Below are 16397 nucleotides of genomic sequence, written 5' to 3' on the forward strand. Positions count from 1 at the left end.
CCATACGGAAGTTTGGCGAAGCATGTTGGGGATGGCAGCTATACCTTCGATCTTGTTTCTAATCGTACTGTTTTTTATTCCTGAAAGTCCCAGATGGCTCATTCTGAAAGCGAATGAAGGAAAAGCATTGCCTATTTTGAACCATATCTACGGGTCGAATGAAAAAGGTGCATTCGAAATGAATGAAACCAAAAGTGCTATAGGAAACCAACCAAGGGTACATTGGCGGGAGCTTTTTAAACCCGGTATCCGAAAGGCTGTACTTATCGGGGCGGCAATAGCTATATTAGGACAGTTTATGGGTGTCAATGCCGTTCTTTACTATGGCCCGTCCATTTTCGAGAGCAGTGGGCTTTCAGGCAGCGATTCCTTATTTTATCAGGTTATTGTCGGTTTGGTAAATGTACTGACCACGATTCTCGCCATGTTCTTTATCGATAAGATCGGACGCAAAAAGTTAGTCTATTTTGGCGTGTCCGGGATGATCCTCTCGCTGCTGTTGATCGCCTTTTACTTCATTTTGGGCACCGGATTAGGGATTTCGAATATTTTCCTGTTAATATTCTTCCTCTTATATATCTTCTTCTGTGCGGGTTCTATCTCCGCCGTTATTTTCGTCTTGTTATCGGAAATGTATCCGATTAGGGTTCGTGGACTGGCGATGTCTATCGCAGGACTTTCACTTTGGATTGGTACCTATTTGATAGGGCAATTAACTCCCTGGCTATTGGAAAATCTCCATCCGCAGGGGACATTTATTCTCTTTGCCCTTATGTGCATTCCATATATGCTGATTGTATGGAAACTGATGCCCGAAACGACAGGAAAAACGTTGGAGGAGATAGAGAAGTATTGGGAGAAATAAATTTCATAAAACACGAAACACTATATAATCATAAAAGACATGGATTTCAAAAAATTAGAAGAGCAATATAAATCAGAATTGCTGGAGAATGTACTTCCCTTTTGGCTTCAAAATTCCCAGGATAAAGAAGAGGGAGGGTATTTTACCTGCCTTGAAAGAGACGGATCGGTTTATGATACGGATAAATTCATCTGGCTTCAGGGTCGTGAGGTTTGGATGTTTGCCATGCTTTATAACAAGGTGGAGAAAAGGCAGGAATGGTTGGACTGTGCGATACAAGGAGCGGAATTCCTAAAAAAGCACGGTCATGACGGCTGCCTTAATTGGTATTTTTCATTGGACCGGAAGGGGGATCCACTGATTGAGCCCTATAATATCTTCTCCTACACTTTTGCGACGATGGCGTTCGCGCAAGTAAGCGTCGCTACCGGAAGTCAGGAATATGCAGATATTGCCCGCAGGACTTTCGATATCATATTGTCGAAGGTGGATAATCCCAAAGGAAAGTGGAATAAAGTTTATCCGGGTACACGGGATCTTAAAAACTTCGCCTTACCGATGATCCTGTGTAATCTCGGGCTTGAAATAGAGCATTTGTTAAGTGAAGAATATTTGTTAAGTCTGATGGAGACTTGCATTCATGAAGTGATGGATATGTTTTACCGGCCGGAGCTGGACGGTATTATCATTGAAAATGTAACTACGGACGGGCAACTGTCCGATTCTTTTGACGGGCGTGTTGTCAATCCCGGGCATTCCATTGAGGCCATGTGGTTTATTATGGATCTGGGCAAGGGAGTGAAGGTGGAGAGCTCATCTTTTCCCATACGTTTAAAAATTTCGAGCTGGAACTGGAATGGAAAATATCCAAAGGAGGGAATTCCGGTATATTATATTTAATACAGGAAATCCCGAATCAATATGCCGTTGCTTCGGCTCGGGAAGCTCAGGTTCTGGACAATGAAAATCATCCGGATGCCAAACTGGGAACAGACGGAAATCGGAAATCGATGTCCTTGTACGATTTAATTCCGGCAAAACCTCAAAATGCAAAACCCTACGGAAAATGGAATCGGGCGAAGATTAGAGTTGAAAATGGGAAAGTTACTCATTATCAGAATGGCAAAAAAGTCGTAGAATACACGCTATGGACTCCCGAATGGATTAAAATGCTTGATAATAGTAAATTTAGTGTGAAGGAATGGGCAGATGCCTATTATTTGATGTCCAACTGCGGTGGAGTAAAACGGGAAGGATATATCGGATTTCAGGATCACGGGAATGACGTCTGGTTCCGCAATATTAAGATAAAGATTTTAGAATAAAATGATATAGATTCATGCAAAACCATTATTGATTTTTACCTTGGAAGAGCCTTGCCGTTAAGAATGGAGGCCCTTTCTTTTTTTACTTAACAGCAGGAACCGGACATCCGCATATAAATAGATCGATACGGCGATCATGGTTCCTATCCCGGCAAAAACACATTTCACTTTCGGAGGATTGAGGAGTGCATAGATACCTAGAAAAAGTACACACAGACAAAGAGGGTAGGTAAATACCCGAATAGCAATGTTTTTTGCATTCCATTGGTAGGTCGGGACAGGGAATCCCATTGGTTTTTGAGGGTTGGAATCCATCTTAGAAATTATTTTTATTATTACTGACTTATTCCATTACGTAACATATTGAACGCTGAAAATTTAAAACCGTGTTTCTTCTTATTTATTGCCTCAAATGTATGAAAAAAAAGGAACAATGGCGTAAACGAATACTTAAATAATTTAAATGTTGTTCCGGATTGCCCCGGATTGTTAAATAGTGTTGGAGCCTTTCCGTTTTTTATAAAATAGTGGAAAGGAGATTTGTTTGTTTTAAAATATATTTATCTTTGTAACATATGTTGTTCCAACCTGTCTTCCGATGGGAAGGATTAAATGGGAATCGGGTGCAAATCCCGGACAGTCCCGCTGCTGTAAGCTTTATATAACGATCGGATATTTACTTTTGCCACTGGAGGTAAACTTCGGGAAGGCCGTCCGAAACGAAAGCAAGTCAGAAGACCAGCAACATACATAGCAACTGGAGGCTTCGAGGAAAAGCTGCAAGAGACATTCAAAGAATAAAGATTTTATTCATTTTTGCATTTTTAGAGGCTGTAACTTATGCTTTAATTATTCTGCCATAAATAATTAGAAGTGGAAGTACAGATCAGCATTGCGGGATGAGCTCCGTGGCTGGTTTGTGCTTTTCTCTTTTATTGAAAGGAATTTTAATTTTCTATTTTCATTACCCCGGTGATCCCATAAGGCAGCTTTTTATGCCGCCATCATCTTTACTCTCTTGGGGGCCTGCAGGGAACATGGGGTAAATCCTTTCCTATGGCTCTCTTTAAGGTTGATGCACAAATGTCCTCTTATGGAAAATAGGCTGAATGCAAACGTATATAAAAATTCTGATTTATAAACATATCCGACAAGAATAGCTTTCCAATAGAAACCGAAAGCCATTCTACCGGATGAAAATCCGGATTCTCTACTTTATTGATCGGAATGTACTGGTTTATTCGTTTGATTTTAATAAATTTGCGCATCTATTCTAAATGAATTTGCATGTCGAAAATTCAATATCTGATAGGAATCATCCTTTTATGCTTTCTCCCGGGGTGTAACGATAATGAACCGGATGCGCCCGTCTCCGTTCCCTATACCTTGCTGGTCTATATGGCAGCTGAGGAGAAAAAGATGACTTCGGAAGTCTCCTATACGCTCGACCAACTAAAAGCCGGAATCAAGGAATCTACAGGAACCGTCGTCGTCTATCTGGATGACCGAGACGCCTTGCCCCGCCTCTTCCGAATCGATTCGGAGGGTAACGAAATCCTCCTGAAAAGCTATCCAGAACAGAACTNCGGAGCTGGACGGTATTATCATTGAAAATGTAACTACGGACGGGCAACTGTCCGATTCTTTTGACGGGCGTGTTGTCAATCCCGGGCATTCCATTGAGGCCATGTGGTTTATTATGGATCTGGGCAAGGGAGTGAAGGTGGAGAGCTCATCTTTTCCCATACGTTTAAAAATTTCGAGCTGGAACTGGAATGGAAAATATCCAAAGGAGGGAATTCCGGTATATTATATTTAATACAGGAAATCCCGAATCAATATGCCGTTGCTTCGGCTCGGGAAGCTCAGGTTCTGGACAATGAAAATCATCCGGATGCCAAACTGGGAACAGACGGAAATCGGAAATCGATGTCCTTGTACGATTTAATTCCGGCAAAACCTCAAAATGCAAAACCCTACGGAAAATGGAATCGGGCGAAGATTAGAGTTGAAAATGGGAAAGTTACTCATTATCAGAATGGCAAAAAAGTCGTAGAATACACGCTATGGACTCCCGAATGGATTAAAATGCTTGATAATAGTAAATTTAGTGTGAAGGAATGGGCAGATGCCTATTATTTGATGTCCAACTGCGGTGGAGTAAAACGGGAAGGATATATCGGATTTCAGGATCACGGGAATGACGTCTGGTTCCGCAATATTAAGATAAAGATTTTAGAATAAAATGATATAGATTCATGCAAAACCATTATTGATTTTTACCTTGGAAGAGCCTTGCCGTTAAGAATGGAGGCCCTTTCTTTTTTTACTTAACAGCAGGAACCGGACATCCGCATATAAATAGATCGATACGGCGATCATGGTTCCTATCCCGGCAAAAACACATTTCACTTTCGGAGGATTGAGGAGTGCATAGATACCTAGAAAAAGTACACACAGACAAAGAGGGTAGGTAAATACCCGAATAGCAATGTTTTTTGCATTCCATTGGTAGGTCGGGACAGGGAATCCCATTGGTTTTTGAGGGTTGGAATCCATCTTAGAAATTATTTTTATTATTACTGACTTATTCCATTACGTAACATATTGAACGCTGAAAATTTAAAACCGTGTTTCTTCTTATTTATTGCCTCAAATGTATGAAAAAAAAGGAACAATGGCGTAAACGAATACTTAAATAATTTAAATGTTGTTCCGGATTGCCCCGGATTGTTAAATAGTGTTGGAGCCTTTCCGTTTTTTATAAAATAGTGGAAAGGAGATTTGTTTGTTTTAAAATATATTTATCTTTGTAACATATGTTGTTCCAACCTGTCTTCCGATGGGAAGGATTAAATGGGAATCGGGTGCAAATCCCGGACAGTCCCGCTGCTGTAAGCTTTATATAACGATCGGATATTTACTTTTGCCACTGGAGGTAAACTTCGGGAAGGCCGTCCGAAACGAAAGCAAGTCAGAAGACCAGCAACATACATAGCAACTGGAGGCTTCGAGGAAAAGCTGCAAGAGACATTCAAAGAATAAAGATTTTATTCATTTTTGCATTTTTAGAGGCTGTAACTTATGCTTTAATTATTCTGCCATAAATAATTAGAAGTGGAAGTACAGATCAGCATTGCGGGATGAGCTCCGTGGCTGGTTTGTGCTTTTCTCTTTTATTGAAAGGAATTTTAATTTTCTATTTTCATTACCCCGGTGATCCCATAAGGCAGCTTTTTATGCCGCCATCATCTTTACTCTCTTGGGGGCCTGCAGGGAACATGGGGTAAATCCTTTCCTATGGCTCTCTTTAAGGTTGATGCACAAATGTCCTCTTATGGAAAATAGGCTGAATGCAAACGTATATAAAAATTCTGATTTATAAACATATCCGACAAGAATAGCTTTCCAATAGAAACCGAAAGCCATTCTACCGGATGAAAATCCGGATTCTCTACTTTATTGATCGGAATGTACTGGTTTATTCGTTTGATTTTAATAAATTTGCGCATCTATTCTAAATGAATTTGCATGTCGAAAATTCAATATCTGATAGGAATCATCCTTTTATGCTTTCTCCCGGGGTGTAACGATAATGAACCGGATGCGCCCGTCTCCGTTCCCTATACCTTGCTGGTCTATATGGCAGCTGAGGAGAAAAAGATGACTTCGGAAGTCTCCTATACGCTCGACCAACTAAAAGCCGGAATCAAGGAATCTACAGGAACCGTCGTCGTCTATCTGGATGACCGAGACGCCTTGCCCCGCCTCTTCCGAATCGATTCGGAGGGTAACGAAATCCTCCTGAAAAGCTATCCAGAACAGAACTCGGCGGAAGCCGGAACTTTAGCTACTGTTATTCAAGATACCAAACAGGAGGTTCCCAATGAACGATTCGGGTTGATCCTCTGGTCGCATGCCATGGGATGGCTTCCCATCAACCATTCGTCAACTAAATCCGCCGAGCTGAAGAAAGGAGAGGCCGTTGATTTCCCCCATACGCGTTATTTTGCTATTGATGAACAGACGGGAACACAGGGAGGTTCCCGCGTAATGGAGATCGACCAGATGGCCAAGGCGCTCCCCGACCGGACGGCCGAGTTTATCCTATTCGACGTTTGCCTTATGGGAAACGTCGAGGCCCTTTACCAGCTCCGCCACACCTGCGATTATTTCATCGCCTCTACGGCGGAAGTCCTTGCCGAAGCCGGTTACGAGGCCTCCGGCATGCCTTATGAGCAGGTACTGCCCAAACTCTTCGGGACCAAAGAGGATCTGGCAGATGCCTGCCGAATCTATTATAATCATTACAATGCCAAATCGGGACAATTGCGTTCGGCCACAATCTCCCTGATCGACGCCCGGGAACTGGACGCTTTATACGGCGTATGCCGGGAGATCCTGCAGGGAAAGCTCTCCGAGGTGGAAAACAGCGATGTTAGCTCCTTCCAGATTTACCATACGAAAAACGTACCCGCTGTCTTTTTCGATCTCGCCGATTACATCCGTGCCAACAGCACCGACGTGCAATATAACGCATTCACCGCCCAATTGAACCGTACCGTTCCCTACAAAGCCGCCACCGCCAAGTTCATCGACTTCACAATCGATCCGGCCCACTACAGCGGGCTAAGTGTCTATGTCCCTCTCTCCCGCTGGAAATCCACTCCCGAATACGCCTACTACTTTAGTAGCATGTTATGGAGCCAACTCTACGTAAACAATGATGAACGATGAAATTCGCGAATCATAGGCTATTCTATAAACAAACAGCGGTAAGCACAACAAAAAAATCGTCTTTCGGACGGTTTTTAGATGGCTGTTTATGATGTAAGACAAATTGGAAGCCAATATACAACTATTTTACCTACGACAATTCTTCTTTAAATTTTAGAAACACAGTAGTACCCCGGTTCTCTTCCGAGTCGATCGTATATTCCGTACGATTCTTCTCTAATATCCTGAGTGCTATGGATAAGCCAATCCCCTCACCTCTAATTTGAGTTGTATTTCCGGCCCGATAAAATGGTTTGTTGATATTTATTAGTTGATCTTCCGGAATACCGATTCCTTTATCCTCAATAGAAAGACAAAGCGTCTCGTTTTCTTTATAGATACGGATCTCAACAGCCTTCCCCTGCGAATACTTAACTGCATTTTCTATTAAATTAAAAAGAGCCATCAACATCTGCACCCTATTCTTTTGAACATAGAGCAATGGCTCATCCTCGGGAGTAATCTCCAGGTTCACGACAATCTTGGACAACGGATCGCGTTCCGTTATTTTCCCGATGATCTGCCAGATCAGTTCATCCATACGAAAGCAAGACAGATCATTCGCCTCTTTCCGTAGATCGGAAACGACAATAAGTGTATTTAATATTTCCTCCAGTTGATGAATCTCCTGAATCAACTTCTGCGACATTCGGTCATATTCTTCGGGAGTGCGGTCTCTAATGGAAAAGACCTCCAGGTTTCCAAGCATTGAGGCCAAAGGCGTTCTGAACTCGTGAGAAACATAATTGACAAAATTCTTCTGAATGATAAAGGTATCCGAGATCTTTGTCAACAATTCATTGAAGGTATTTATTAAATCCTGCAATTCATCTTTGGTATCCGGCAATTCTATTTGGACTTCCAGATTATGAGTTGAAATATTATTGACCTGTTGGATCACTTTTCGGAAAGGACGGTAAGCGATGTTTGCGACCCATCGACTCAAAAGAACAATGGCTACCATACCGATCCACAGCGCATTGAGTAAGATCCACAACAAAGCGTTTAATTGTTCATACAAAGTCTCCTTTTTCTCTCCGGTTACGACGACAAAATCACCCTGATTATCTTCATAAAAGATTCCATAACAAAGAAAATCATCCTCTGAAAAAATAGAACTTCCTTTCTTTCGAATCGCATCCAACCGTTGGGGCGATACTTTCAGAAAAGAGGAACCATAGCTGATACTATCCCCTTCATTGCAAATCTGATAATAGGAATTCGTCACAAATTCACTGAATTGAGTCTTAACTTCTGCAAATTCATTTTTGTTAAGTTCATCCTCTTCCAGATAGAAAAGAGCCGTGATATAGGATGTTTTCTTTAAATTATCATAAATCGTTCTTTTCGCATTCTGAAAATACAAAGCATAAATAAAGACGGAGATGACAATAAAGATTATCCCAAAGATAATCGAGCTAAAGAGGCTCAAGCGTGTTTGCACTTTCATTCCGGTTCTTCTTTAGTCCGTATAAGGTATCCACGCCCCTTAACGGTTTCGATCAGGCGACTGCAACCGTCCGGATCTATTTTACTCCGCAGGTAGGATATATAGACATCCACCACATTGGTGTTCGAGTCGTAGTTTATACCCCACACCGTATCCAGTATTTGCGCACGCGACAGTACTCTGTTCTTATTTTCCATCAGAAGTTTCAAGAGTTTGAACTCTTGCAGCGTGAGTTTAATCTCCCTGCCTCCCCTTTCTACGCGATGGTTGTCTATCGCAAGTTTTAAATCTTCGCATTGAAGCACTTCGGAAGAGGTAGCATAATTAAGCCTTGCCCTACGTGTAAGCGCATGGATGCGGGCAATCAATTCTTTGAAATGGAAAGGCTTTGACAGATAATCGTCGGCTCCGTAGTCCAGCGCCTTCACTTTGTCATCCGGCTCTCCCAACGCGCTGAGTACCAAAATAGGGGTCTGTATCTTTTTATAACGCGCATATTGCAACAACTCAAAGCCATCTATTTCAGGCAATAGCAGATCCAACAGAATCAAATCCCATTCCTTTTTATAAATCCAGTTACGCGCCTCAGTACCGGTCTCGGTAAGAACAACCGAGAAGCCGCTTTCCTCCAGTCCTTTTACCAGAAACTCACTGATCCGTCTATTGTCTTCCACCAAGAGTAATTCCATTCCGAAGCATTTTAATCGTTGTAAAAATAACGATTTTATTCTTTCTTTAGCCTCTTATCTCTTCGATAAGCAAAATAGAACACTTGAGGCAAAACGGTAAACGACAAGATCATACAAATAAGGATACCTCCTACAATCATAATAGCCAATGGTTTCTGTATCTCCGATCCCATTCCCACCGACAGGGCGGCAGGAAATAAGCCCATTGAACCCATAAGGGAAATCATCAACATGGGACGAACCCGGCTACTGACCGCTTCATCGATCGCCAGACGCAGATTATGGGAATGTTGCATTTGACTTTTCATCAAAACGATCAACAGAATACTATTGATGGCCGTGATGCCAAAAAGAATAATAAACCCGATACCTGCTGATATTCCGAAGACCGTACCGGTAAGCCACAGGGAGATAAATCCGCCGATAAATGCATATGGTATCGTACTTGCAGCAATCAGAGTGTCTTTTACCGTACCGAAGTTGAGATACAATAAAAACAGGATCAACAAGATCACGGCGGGTACAATCATCATCAATCGGCCTGTTGCGCGTTGCTGACTCTCAAATTCACCGGCCCAAACCAGTTTGTTTTCCGTCTTCAGTCTCACCGACTTCGATACTTTCTGTTGCGCCTCGGCAATAGTCGAGCCCAAATCCCGATCCCGTATACTAAACCCGACTCCGACATACCGGCTACTGCCGTCGCGATAAATAAAAGTCGGCCCGGTAATAAACGAAATATCGGCGATCTCTTTCAATGGGACATATTTACCATCCATAGTCGGGATAAGTATATTTCCGATTTTATCTTCGTTATCGCGGTACTCTTTCTGGAAACGAAGCTGCACATCAAACGTACGCTCCCCTTCATAGAAGGTGGTGGCCGCCTTTCCCCCAATGGCCATCTCAACCACCGTTTGCGCATCTGCCATCGACACCGCATAGCGAGCCATACGTGATTCGTCCAGCTTGATCTGTAATTCCGGCAATCCGATACTCCGAAAGACATTCACGTCCTCTACTCCACGGATGTCTTTGATCGTGGCAGCCGTCTGATCCGCAAGCCTTTCCAGTTGTTTGAGATCATCTCCGAATATTTTGATCACCAACGAACTTTTCACTCCGGCCACATATTCTTCCACATTATCCTGTATCGGTTGACTGAATCCAAAAATAACGCCCGGATAAATATCCAGTGAATCTTTAATTTCATCAATCAGCTCCTCTTTCTTTATTTTCCGCTTCCACTCTTTATCGGGCTTCAATTGTGCATGAAATTCGATATTAAAAAACCCGGTCGGATCTGTACCGTCATTGGGACGACCGGTCTGAGAAAGAATAAATTGTATTTCATCAAACCGGCGAAGCTTCTTTTTCATCTCTTTTGTGATCTTCACCGACTCATCCAGATTAACACTATTAGGTAAAGTCGCGCGGATATAAATGGCTCCTTCGTTCATGCTCGGAATAAACTCGGTTCCCCAAAAACAAAAACGTACTGTACAAACCGTTAACAGGATACAAAAGGCCAGAATCGTTCCCTTTCGGTAACGGGAACTAAATTCATATAAACGATAGATCAAACGGGTAAAAAAACGACTGACTTTGTTTGTTTTGTCTTTAATCGGTTTAATGAGCAATACCTTGCACATCACAGGCACATAGGTAAGTGACAGGATCAGGGACCCCAGCAAAGCGTATCCCAAGGTGAAAGCTAAAGGAGAAAACATCTTGCCTTCTACTTTCTGAAAAGAAAAAATCGGGAATAAAGCCACCATCAGGATAATTTGTGCAAAGAAAATAGAAGAGGCTACGCTTCCGGCACTCTTCTTGATAAGCCCGCTCTTGATGGAATGGGTAAAACGGTCACCGATGGCATGCGTCCGCTTCTCCATCGCCACAAAGATAATCTCGACAATGACTAAAGTTCCCTCCAGCAAAAGCCCGAAGTCTAAAGCTCCCATCGAAATCAAATTTGCCGGAAGTCCTTGTATTCGCAGCATGATAATAGCAAACAGGAACGATAGTGGAATTACAGTGGCAACAATTACAGTCGTTCGCCAGTTGAAAAGAAATATGAACACAACTATGGAAACCAGAATGATTCCTTCCAACAAGTTCTTGATCACTGTATGCACCGTAGATTCCACTAAAGTTGTCCTGTCCAGAAAAGGTTCTATTTTGACATCGTTGGGTAATATTCGCTCGTTTAGTTCCGTAATTTTTTCTTTCAGATGGCTGATTACTTCACTTGGATTCTGTCCCCGGAGCATAATCACAATCCCCTGAACCACATCGTCCGCCTCATCGAGGCCGACTTGTCCCAGACGGGGTTTGGACGAAACATCCACCGTAGCCACCTGTTTAATCCGGATCGGAGTGCCTCCTTTTACTTCGATCAGTATATTTTCAATGTCTTCCACGCTTTCAAGCAGGCCGATCCCTCTTACTACAAAAGCCTGGCTCCCTTTTTGGATAATGTCCCCGCCTACATTTATATTACTCCTGGATACGGCTTCATAGACTTCCAGAGGGGAAAGATTGTAATTGGCAAGCTCATTGGGATTTACCTTAATCTCAAACATCTTTTCTTCACCACCGAAACTCGCAATACTGGCAACGCCCGGTACGGAGAGCAATTCGCGCTCGACGACCCATTTATTGATTGCAGCAACCTCCCGGATAGGCAAATCGCTTTTCAATACATAACGGTATATCTCGCCCGTAGCTCCCGAAGGCGGTTCGATGGAAGGCTCCGCTCCCTCTGGCAACTCAAGCCCTTGCATCCGGTTGGAAGAGTATTGCTGGGCAAAAAAATCATCCACTCCATCCTCGAAAATTACTGTAACAACGGATAAACCGAACAAGGACGTAGAGCGAACATCTGTCTTGCGGGGAATCGTATTCATCTCGCGCATGATAGGTAGTGTAACGAATTTCTCCACCTCTTCGGCACTTCGTCCCGCCCACTGGGTGATGATCCGGACACGTGTATTAGTTACGTCGGGATAGGCTTCTATGGGGGTATGGAGATAGCAGATTATTCCGGCAATAAATAAGATTCCGGTCATAAAAAGAACCAGTATATGATTACGAAGCGCAAAGGCTATTATATTTTCTACGAACTTATGCATTATCTTAATTTTCTTTAAGCCCTGAATAAATAAGCAATTGATCTTTTATTACCACCTGCTCGTTCTCATTCAAGCCTGAGCGGAGATAGGTTGTTTGATGATGATGCCCCTGCAATGTCACCTCTTTGATCTTGAAATGACCGGTCGATTCTTCTACCACGACAAAATAGCGGTCATCATCAAAAATCAATGCATCGGTAGGGATAGCCACCAATTTACGATGGGTTTCATTCTTCAACCTAATCACCACCGGCATTTCAGGCTTGAACTTCAAATCCTTATTGGGCATCACGATTCTTGCCTTCAGTACCTTCTCGTCCGAATCAAAGACCTGGGACAGGGTATTGATTTTACCGGTAAACACTTCGCCGGGATAAGAAAGCGTCGTGATGTCGACCTCCATACCTTCTTTGACAAAAAGCAGATTACCGGCATACACATTGGCTATGATCCATACATTAGATAAATCGGCAACTACAAACAAAGGCTCACCATCGGCTGAGACCGGACTACCCGAAGAGGCTTTCTTATCTACAATATAACCGGTCATCGGTGCTTTGATAAAGAAAGTACCGTCTTCTTTGTTCGAACCATAGGAAGACAGATCATTTTTCACTTTGTCGAAAGCGGCATGCGCTTGTTTCACTTTCGCTTGCGCTTCGAGCCATTCTTTTTCCGACAACATCTGATCGTCATACATCGCTTGGGCCGTTTGTAGTTCCCGTTGAGCTATTTTCAGATCCGATTCGGAGGAGATATATTCCGACCGGAGCGAACTGAGATCCGAACTACGGATATCCAAAAGAGGCTGTCCTTTTTGCACTTTATCACCCAAAGAGAAATAAGTACGATCAATAATTCCACTGATCAAAGGCACATAATGGATCACTTTATCGGGATCGTACGTTACCTTTCCGGCAAGCATTAACTCTTCTTCCTGATTGCTCAGAACCGCTTTTGTTGTCTTCACATTGGCGAGGAAAGTTTGGGCGATTTCTTTTTTATTCTCTGTTTTATCCGTTTCCCTATTACCTGAACAAGAGAGCAGAAAAGTGATAGAGAGTAGCGTCAATAAGGAAATTCGTCTTTTTATCATCGTATTTATTTTATATCGGTACCGATTGTATATTGAAGTTCTTCAAAAAGTATTTGCAGATTTTTAGCAGAATGAAATACGGTCTGTTTGTTACTTTTATAAGCATTCATAAAATCAATATATTCCAACATGCTTATATTCTTATTCAGCAAATTTTTCGTATAGATATCCAGCATACTGTCCAACTCGGTCAGCAACTCATTCTCATGGGTCTTTTTATAGAACCGGTAGGCCTGTACATAATTACTAAACGCTTCAACGACTTCATGCTGAGCCTTGTTCTGTTGTTGCCGGGCAAGATATTCGCTCCGGTCCCGGTTTATCTTTGCCGCCTTGATATTCCCTTGATTCCGATTCAGGAACGGTAAATCAAAACTAACCCCGAATCCGACAAAGTCTTTCCAGACACCCCCTTGCCGATCGTAATCGGCATTCAACGTCATATCCGGAATTCGTTGTGACTTTTCATATGTCAACGCCTTTTCATAATATCGGACTTGCAGTTGCTGACGTTTTAGATCCGGACGCGACTCTGTGGCTTGTTCCAAAAGATTGGCGAGCGAAAGATGATCCGGATTGATCAATTCTTTACTGTCTTTCTCTATTTCGATCCAAACGAAGGGATCGACATTCAATAAGGATTTGAGTTCTTTCTGTTGTGCATTCAGATCTGTTTGCAGTTCATTCTTCTCGTTCTCCAACTCTAAAGAAGAGGATTGAAGGCGGAGTAACTCGCTTTTCGCTATATTTCCCTGTAACACTTGTTTGCTGTAGGCTGCAATTAATTGTTCCAACGACCGTTGTTGATTATATAAAATTTGCTGATAAGATTGCAAGTACTCCATCTCATGGATTAACTTTCTCAGTTCCACTTTCAGCCCTCGCAAGACTTCCTCAAATTCCCGGACCGTAATTTCCCTGGATACTTTTTCCCGATTGATCAATTTCCCTCTCTTATTGGCAGTCTGTATCAACTGACTAAGTGCTATGCTAAACTGCGTATTTTTCGGAAAGGAACCCATTTCCAACTCTTTCCGCTGATTTTCCGTACTCCACAAGTTTACTGAACTGATGGACAGTTCGGGATTATCCCACAATTTTGCCTGTACTATTTCCGCATCTGCCAAGTCAATGTTCATCTGTTCAGCGATCAGTTCCAGATTTTGTCGGAGGAATACCGTTTCCACTTGTTCCGGGGTAAGTTTGAGTATTTGTTGCTCTTGTGCAAAAGCGTTTTGGATAAAGAAAAAGCCTATTATTATGAGAAACAGATATTTTTTCATTGTCTGAAAACTATATTTTCCGCAAAAATAGGGTTCAAAGATTAAAGAAATCTTTGAAGTATATTAGAAATAGATTAGAAAGCCAAACTGTCTTCGTGTAGATTGATTCTCGCATAAACTTCTTAACTTGGGTTCGGGGTAATCGCCTCTGAAAAGCAAACAGAGAAGTGTCTAAAAAGGCACTGCACTACCCTGAAAAGCCAGTGCACTCAATGAATTGATCCGGTATACTCATTTATAAAGTCAAGTATACTCATTTATAAAATTGAGTGCACTGGATTTTTTCCGTATAAGTCACGACTTTTGGACAGTGACCTTAAAGAATAAGCACAATGGATTTGAAATTACCGAAAGTCCTTTTAGACTTGCTAACAGCGCAGAAGAATTATGATAGTAATACCTATGCCGACTGTTTTTCAGAAACAGCACTTGTCATTGACGAAGAAAAAGAGTATAAGGGTATAATGTCTTATATCTTTCTCCGTTATCCTTACTCACAATGCTTAAATTTATCGGAACAATACAATAAAAAAAAATGTTACAGAAAAAATACGCATCATCATTTTATCATTAGAATTATTTTATATGAAAACAGTTTTACATAAAGCAGGCAGCCGGGGGCATGCCAACCATGGATGGCTTAACTCGTTTCATACGTTCAGTTTTGCCGACTATTACGATCCCGAACGCGTGAACTTTGGCGTTTTGAGGGTCTTGAACGACGACACCGTTGCGGGTGGGGAAGGATTCGGAAGGCATCCGCATAAAAACATGGAGATTATCAGCATTCCGCTGGAAGGCAGATTACACCACGGTGACAATATGGGTAACCAGGATATCATCAGCAAAGGTGAAATACAGGTGATGAGCGCCGGGACGGGCATTATGCACAGTGAGGAAAACGCGGATGCAAGCGCCCCCGTTAAATTCCTCCAGATATGGGTTATCCCCAATAAAACAGGCGTCAAACCAAGGTATGACAAAATTGTCGTTGCCGACAATGCCAAACCGGACGACTTCCAGCAGATCGTTTCACCGGATCCTGACGATGACGGTGTGTGGATCCATCAGGATGCCTGGTTCTCCCTGGCCAATTTCAATAAAGGCGTCTCAAAAGAATACCGCATCCGGAAACCGGGTAACGGCGTCTATGTTTTTATCATTGAAGGAAAAGCCAAAATCGGCGATCAGGTCCTGGATAAACGCGACGGATTCGGTGTATATGATACCGATCACTTTGAAGTGGAAGCGCTCGAAAATTCGGAAATACTCCTGATGGATGTTCCGATGGAATTCCCCGAATAAAAATCAATCCCTTAAGCATATGAAAGAATAGACAAACGGTGAAATCACCACTTTCTGGAAGCCCGAAATCTGCACGCATTCCGGAATCTGTGTCAAAACGCTTATTTAGCTTAACACGAATAATTCAAAGGTATCATATGGAACACTATTGTTATTCAGTATGTAATATACTGAAAAAGGAGACGCCAAATAACAAGACGTCTCCTTAAGCGGAAGCGGGGGGATTCGAACCCCCGGTACGGTTACCCGTACGTCAGTTTAGCAAACTGGTGGTTTCAGCCACTCACCCACACTTCCATGCCGCATTAGCTGAGTTCCTAAAAAGGCGATGCAAAGATAGATTTATATTTTCAAATTTACAACGCTTTCCCTGAGATTTTACCGCACCTTATCAATCGATACAATTATTCTGCTCATTCTGAAAAGTATCCATAAAAAGTATTACTTAATTTTCAAAAAAAATAAACAATTTCA

Annotated in this window: 11 protein-coding genes, 1 tRNA gene, 5 pseudogenes and 2 riboswitches; of the genes and pseudogenes, 9 read left to right on the forward strand and 8 right to left on the reverse strand. The window is 42.3% G+C overall.

Going from position 1 to position 16397, the window contains the following annotated elements:
* From BQ8014_RS14120 to BQ8014_RS14130, 3 genes and pseudogenes are all read left to right on the forward strand, one after another.
* Positions 1–865: MFS transporter (locus BQ8014_RS14120; protein WP_139785167.1), on the forward strand; the 865-nt coding region annotated here is incomplete at its 5' end.
* Positions 866–904: 39 nt separating this feature from the next.
* Positions 905–1664 (forward strand): annotated as a pseudogene (locus BQ8014_RS14125) (AGE family epimerase/isomerase); the annotation flags it as partial.
* Positions 1630–2190 (forward strand): annotated as a pseudogene (locus BQ8014_RS14130) (DUF1080 domain-containing protein); the annotation flags it as partial. The pseudogenes BQ8014_RS14125 and BQ8014_RS14130, both read left to right, overlap by 35 nt.
* Before the next feature lie 57 nt (positions 2191–2247).
* Here the strand turns inward: BQ8014_RS14130 and BQ8014_RS14135 are convergent.
* Positions 2248–2505 (reverse strand): hypothetical protein, encoded by a 258-nt coding sequence (locus BQ8014_RS14135; RefSeq protein WP_139785133.1) that lies wholly within the window; start codon positions 2503–2505, stop codon positions 2248–2250.
* 246 nt (positions 2506–2751) lie between these two features.
* A riboswitch (cobalamin riboswitch) is annotated at positions 2752–2952 on the forward strand.
* A gap of 826 nt (positions 2953–3778) precedes the next feature.
* Between BQ8014_RS14135 and BQ8014_RS19765 the strand changes: the two are divergent.
* Positions 3779–3908, forward strand: a pseudogene (locus BQ8014_RS19765) (AGE family epimerase/isomerase); the annotation flags it as partial.
* Positions 3874–4434: pseudogene (locus BQ8014_RS14145) on the forward strand (DUF1080 domain-containing protein); the annotation flags it as partial. The pseudogenes BQ8014_RS19765 and BQ8014_RS14145, both read left to right, overlap by 35 nt.
* A gap of 57 nt (positions 4435–4491) precedes the next feature.
* Here BQ8014_RS14145 and BQ8014_RS14150 read toward each other — a convergent pair.
* Entirely contained in the window at positions 4492–4749 is a 258-nt protein-coding gene (locus BQ8014_RS14150) for a hypothetical protein (RefSeq protein ID WP_139785133.1), read from the reverse strand.
* Positions 4750–4995: 246 nt separating this feature from the next.
* Positions 4996–5196: riboswitch (cobalamin riboswitch) on the forward strand.
* A gap of 525 nt (positions 5197–5721) precedes the next feature.
* On the opposite strand from BQ8014_RS14150, the gene BQ8014_RS14155 reads away from it, so the two are divergent.
* Positions 5722–6927 (forward strand): clostripain-related cysteine peptidase, encoded by a 1206-nt coding sequence (locus BQ8014_RS14155; RefSeq protein WP_080904912.1) that lies wholly within the window; start codon positions 5722–5724, stop codon positions 6925–6927.
* Positions 6928–7057: 130 nt separating this feature from the next.
* On the opposite strand, the gene BQ8014_RS14160 is transcribed toward BQ8014_RS14155, so the two are convergent.
* From BQ8014_RS14160 to BQ8014_RS14180, 5 genes are read right to left on the reverse strand one after another with little or no spacing between them, the layout of a single operon-like run.
* A complete protein-coding gene (locus BQ8014_RS14160; RefSeq protein ID WP_080904913.1) occupies positions 7058–8416 on the reverse strand; it encodes a HAMP domain-containing sensor histidine kinase in 1359 nt (452 codons plus the stop codon).
* Positions 8413–9105, reverse strand: coding sequence for a response regulator transcription factor (locus BQ8014_RS14165; protein WP_080904914.1), 693 nt, complete (start codon positions 9103–9105; stop codon positions 8413–8415). The genes BQ8014_RS14160 and BQ8014_RS14165 overlap by 4 nt, the downstream gene beginning before the upstream one ends.
* 35 nt (positions 9106–9140) lie before the next feature.
* The gene (locus tag BQ8014_RS14170; protein WP_080904915.1) at positions 9141–12239 is read right to left on the reverse strand and encodes an efflux RND transporter permease subunit; all 3099 of its coding nucleotides are present in this window, start codon (positions 12237–12239) and stop codon (positions 9141–9143) included.
* Positions 12240–12243: 4 nt separating this feature from the next.
* Positions 12244–13335, reverse strand: coding sequence for an efflux RND transporter periplasmic adaptor subunit (locus BQ8014_RS14175; RefSeq protein WP_080904916.1), 1092 nt, complete (start codon positions 13333–13335; stop codon positions 12244–12246).
* A 5-nt stretch (positions 13336–13340) separates the two neighbouring features.
* Complete coding sequence (locus BQ8014_RS14180; RefSeq protein ID WP_080904917.1) at positions 13341–14618, reverse strand: TolC family protein; 1278 nt, start codon at positions 14616–14618, stop codon at positions 13341–13343.
* Between the two features lie 332 nt (positions 14619–14950).
* Between BQ8014_RS14180 and BQ8014_RS19550 the strand changes: the two genes are divergently transcribed.
* From BQ8014_RS19550 to BQ8014_RS20085, 3 genes and pseudogenes are all read left to right on the forward strand, one after another.
* The gene (locus tag BQ8014_RS19550) at positions 14951–15223 is read left to right on the forward strand and encodes a hypothetical protein (RefSeq protein WP_080904918.1); all 273 of its coding nucleotides are present in this window, start codon (positions 14951–14953) and stop codon (positions 15221–15223) included.
* Positions 15204–15923 carry a pirin family protein gene (locus BQ8014_RS14190; protein WP_080904919.1) on the forward strand — a complete coding sequence of 240 codons (720 nt, stop codon included), beginning with the start codon at positions 15204–15206 and terminating at the stop codon, positions 15921–15923. Before BQ8014_RS19550 ends, BQ8014_RS14190 begins: the two co-directional genes overlap by 20 nt.
* A 40-nt stretch (positions 15924–15963) precedes the next feature.
* Positions 15964–16032: pseudogene (locus BQ8014_RS20085) on the forward strand ((4Fe-4S)-binding protein); the annotation flags it as partial.
* Positions 16033–16133: 101 nt separating this feature from the next.
* On the opposite strand, the gene BQ8014_RS14195 reads toward BQ8014_RS20085, so the two are convergent.
* A tRNA-Ser gene (locus BQ8014_RS14195) sits at positions 16134–16220 on the reverse strand.
* Positions 16221–16397 lie beyond the last annotated feature (177 nt).

Source organism: Parabacteroides sp. Marseille-P3160, assembly GCF_900162725.1.
Lineage (GTDB): Bacteria > Bacteroidota > Bacteroidia > Bacteroidales > Tannerellaceae > Marseille-P3160.

Coding starts and splice junctions, on each gene's coding strand:
- BQ8014_RS14160 (WP_080904913.1), bottom strand. CDS start 8,416: ATGAAAGTGCAAACACGCTTGAGCCTCTTTAGCTCGATTATCTTTGGG.
- BQ8014_RS14155 (WP_080904912.1), top strand. CDS start 5,722: ATGTCGAAAATTCAATATCTGATAGGAATCATCCTTTTATGCTTTCTC.
- BQ8014_RS19550 (WP_080904918.1), top strand. CDS start 14,951: ATGGATTTGAAATTACCGAAAGTCCTTTTAGACTTGCTAACAGCGCAG.
- BQ8014_RS14175 (WP_080904916.1), bottom strand. CDS start 13,335: ATGATAAAAAGACGAATTTCCTTATTGACGCTACTCTCTATCACTTTT.
- BQ8014_RS14135 (WP_139785133.1), bottom strand. CDS start 2,505: ATGGATTCCAACCCTCAAAAACCAATGGGATTCCCTGTCCCGACCTAC.
- BQ8014_RS14165 (WP_080904914.1), bottom strand. CDS start 9,105: ATGGAATTACTCTTGGTGGAAGACAATAGACGGATCAGTGAGTTTCTG.
- BQ8014_RS14150 (WP_139785133.1), bottom strand. CDS start 4,749: ATGGATTCCAACCCTCAAAAACCAATGGGATTCCCTGTCCCGACCTAC.
- BQ8014_RS14190 (WP_080904919.1), top strand. CDS start 15,204: ATGAAAACAGTTTTACATAAAGCAGGCAGCCGGGGGCATGCCAACCAT.
- BQ8014_RS14180 (WP_080904917.1), bottom strand. CDS start 14,618: ATGAAAAAATATCTGTTTCTCATAATAATAGGCTTTTTCTTTATCCAA.
- BQ8014_RS14170 (WP_080904915.1), bottom strand. CDS start 12,239: ATGCATAAGTTCGTAGAAAATATAATAGCCTTTGCGCTTCGTAATCAT.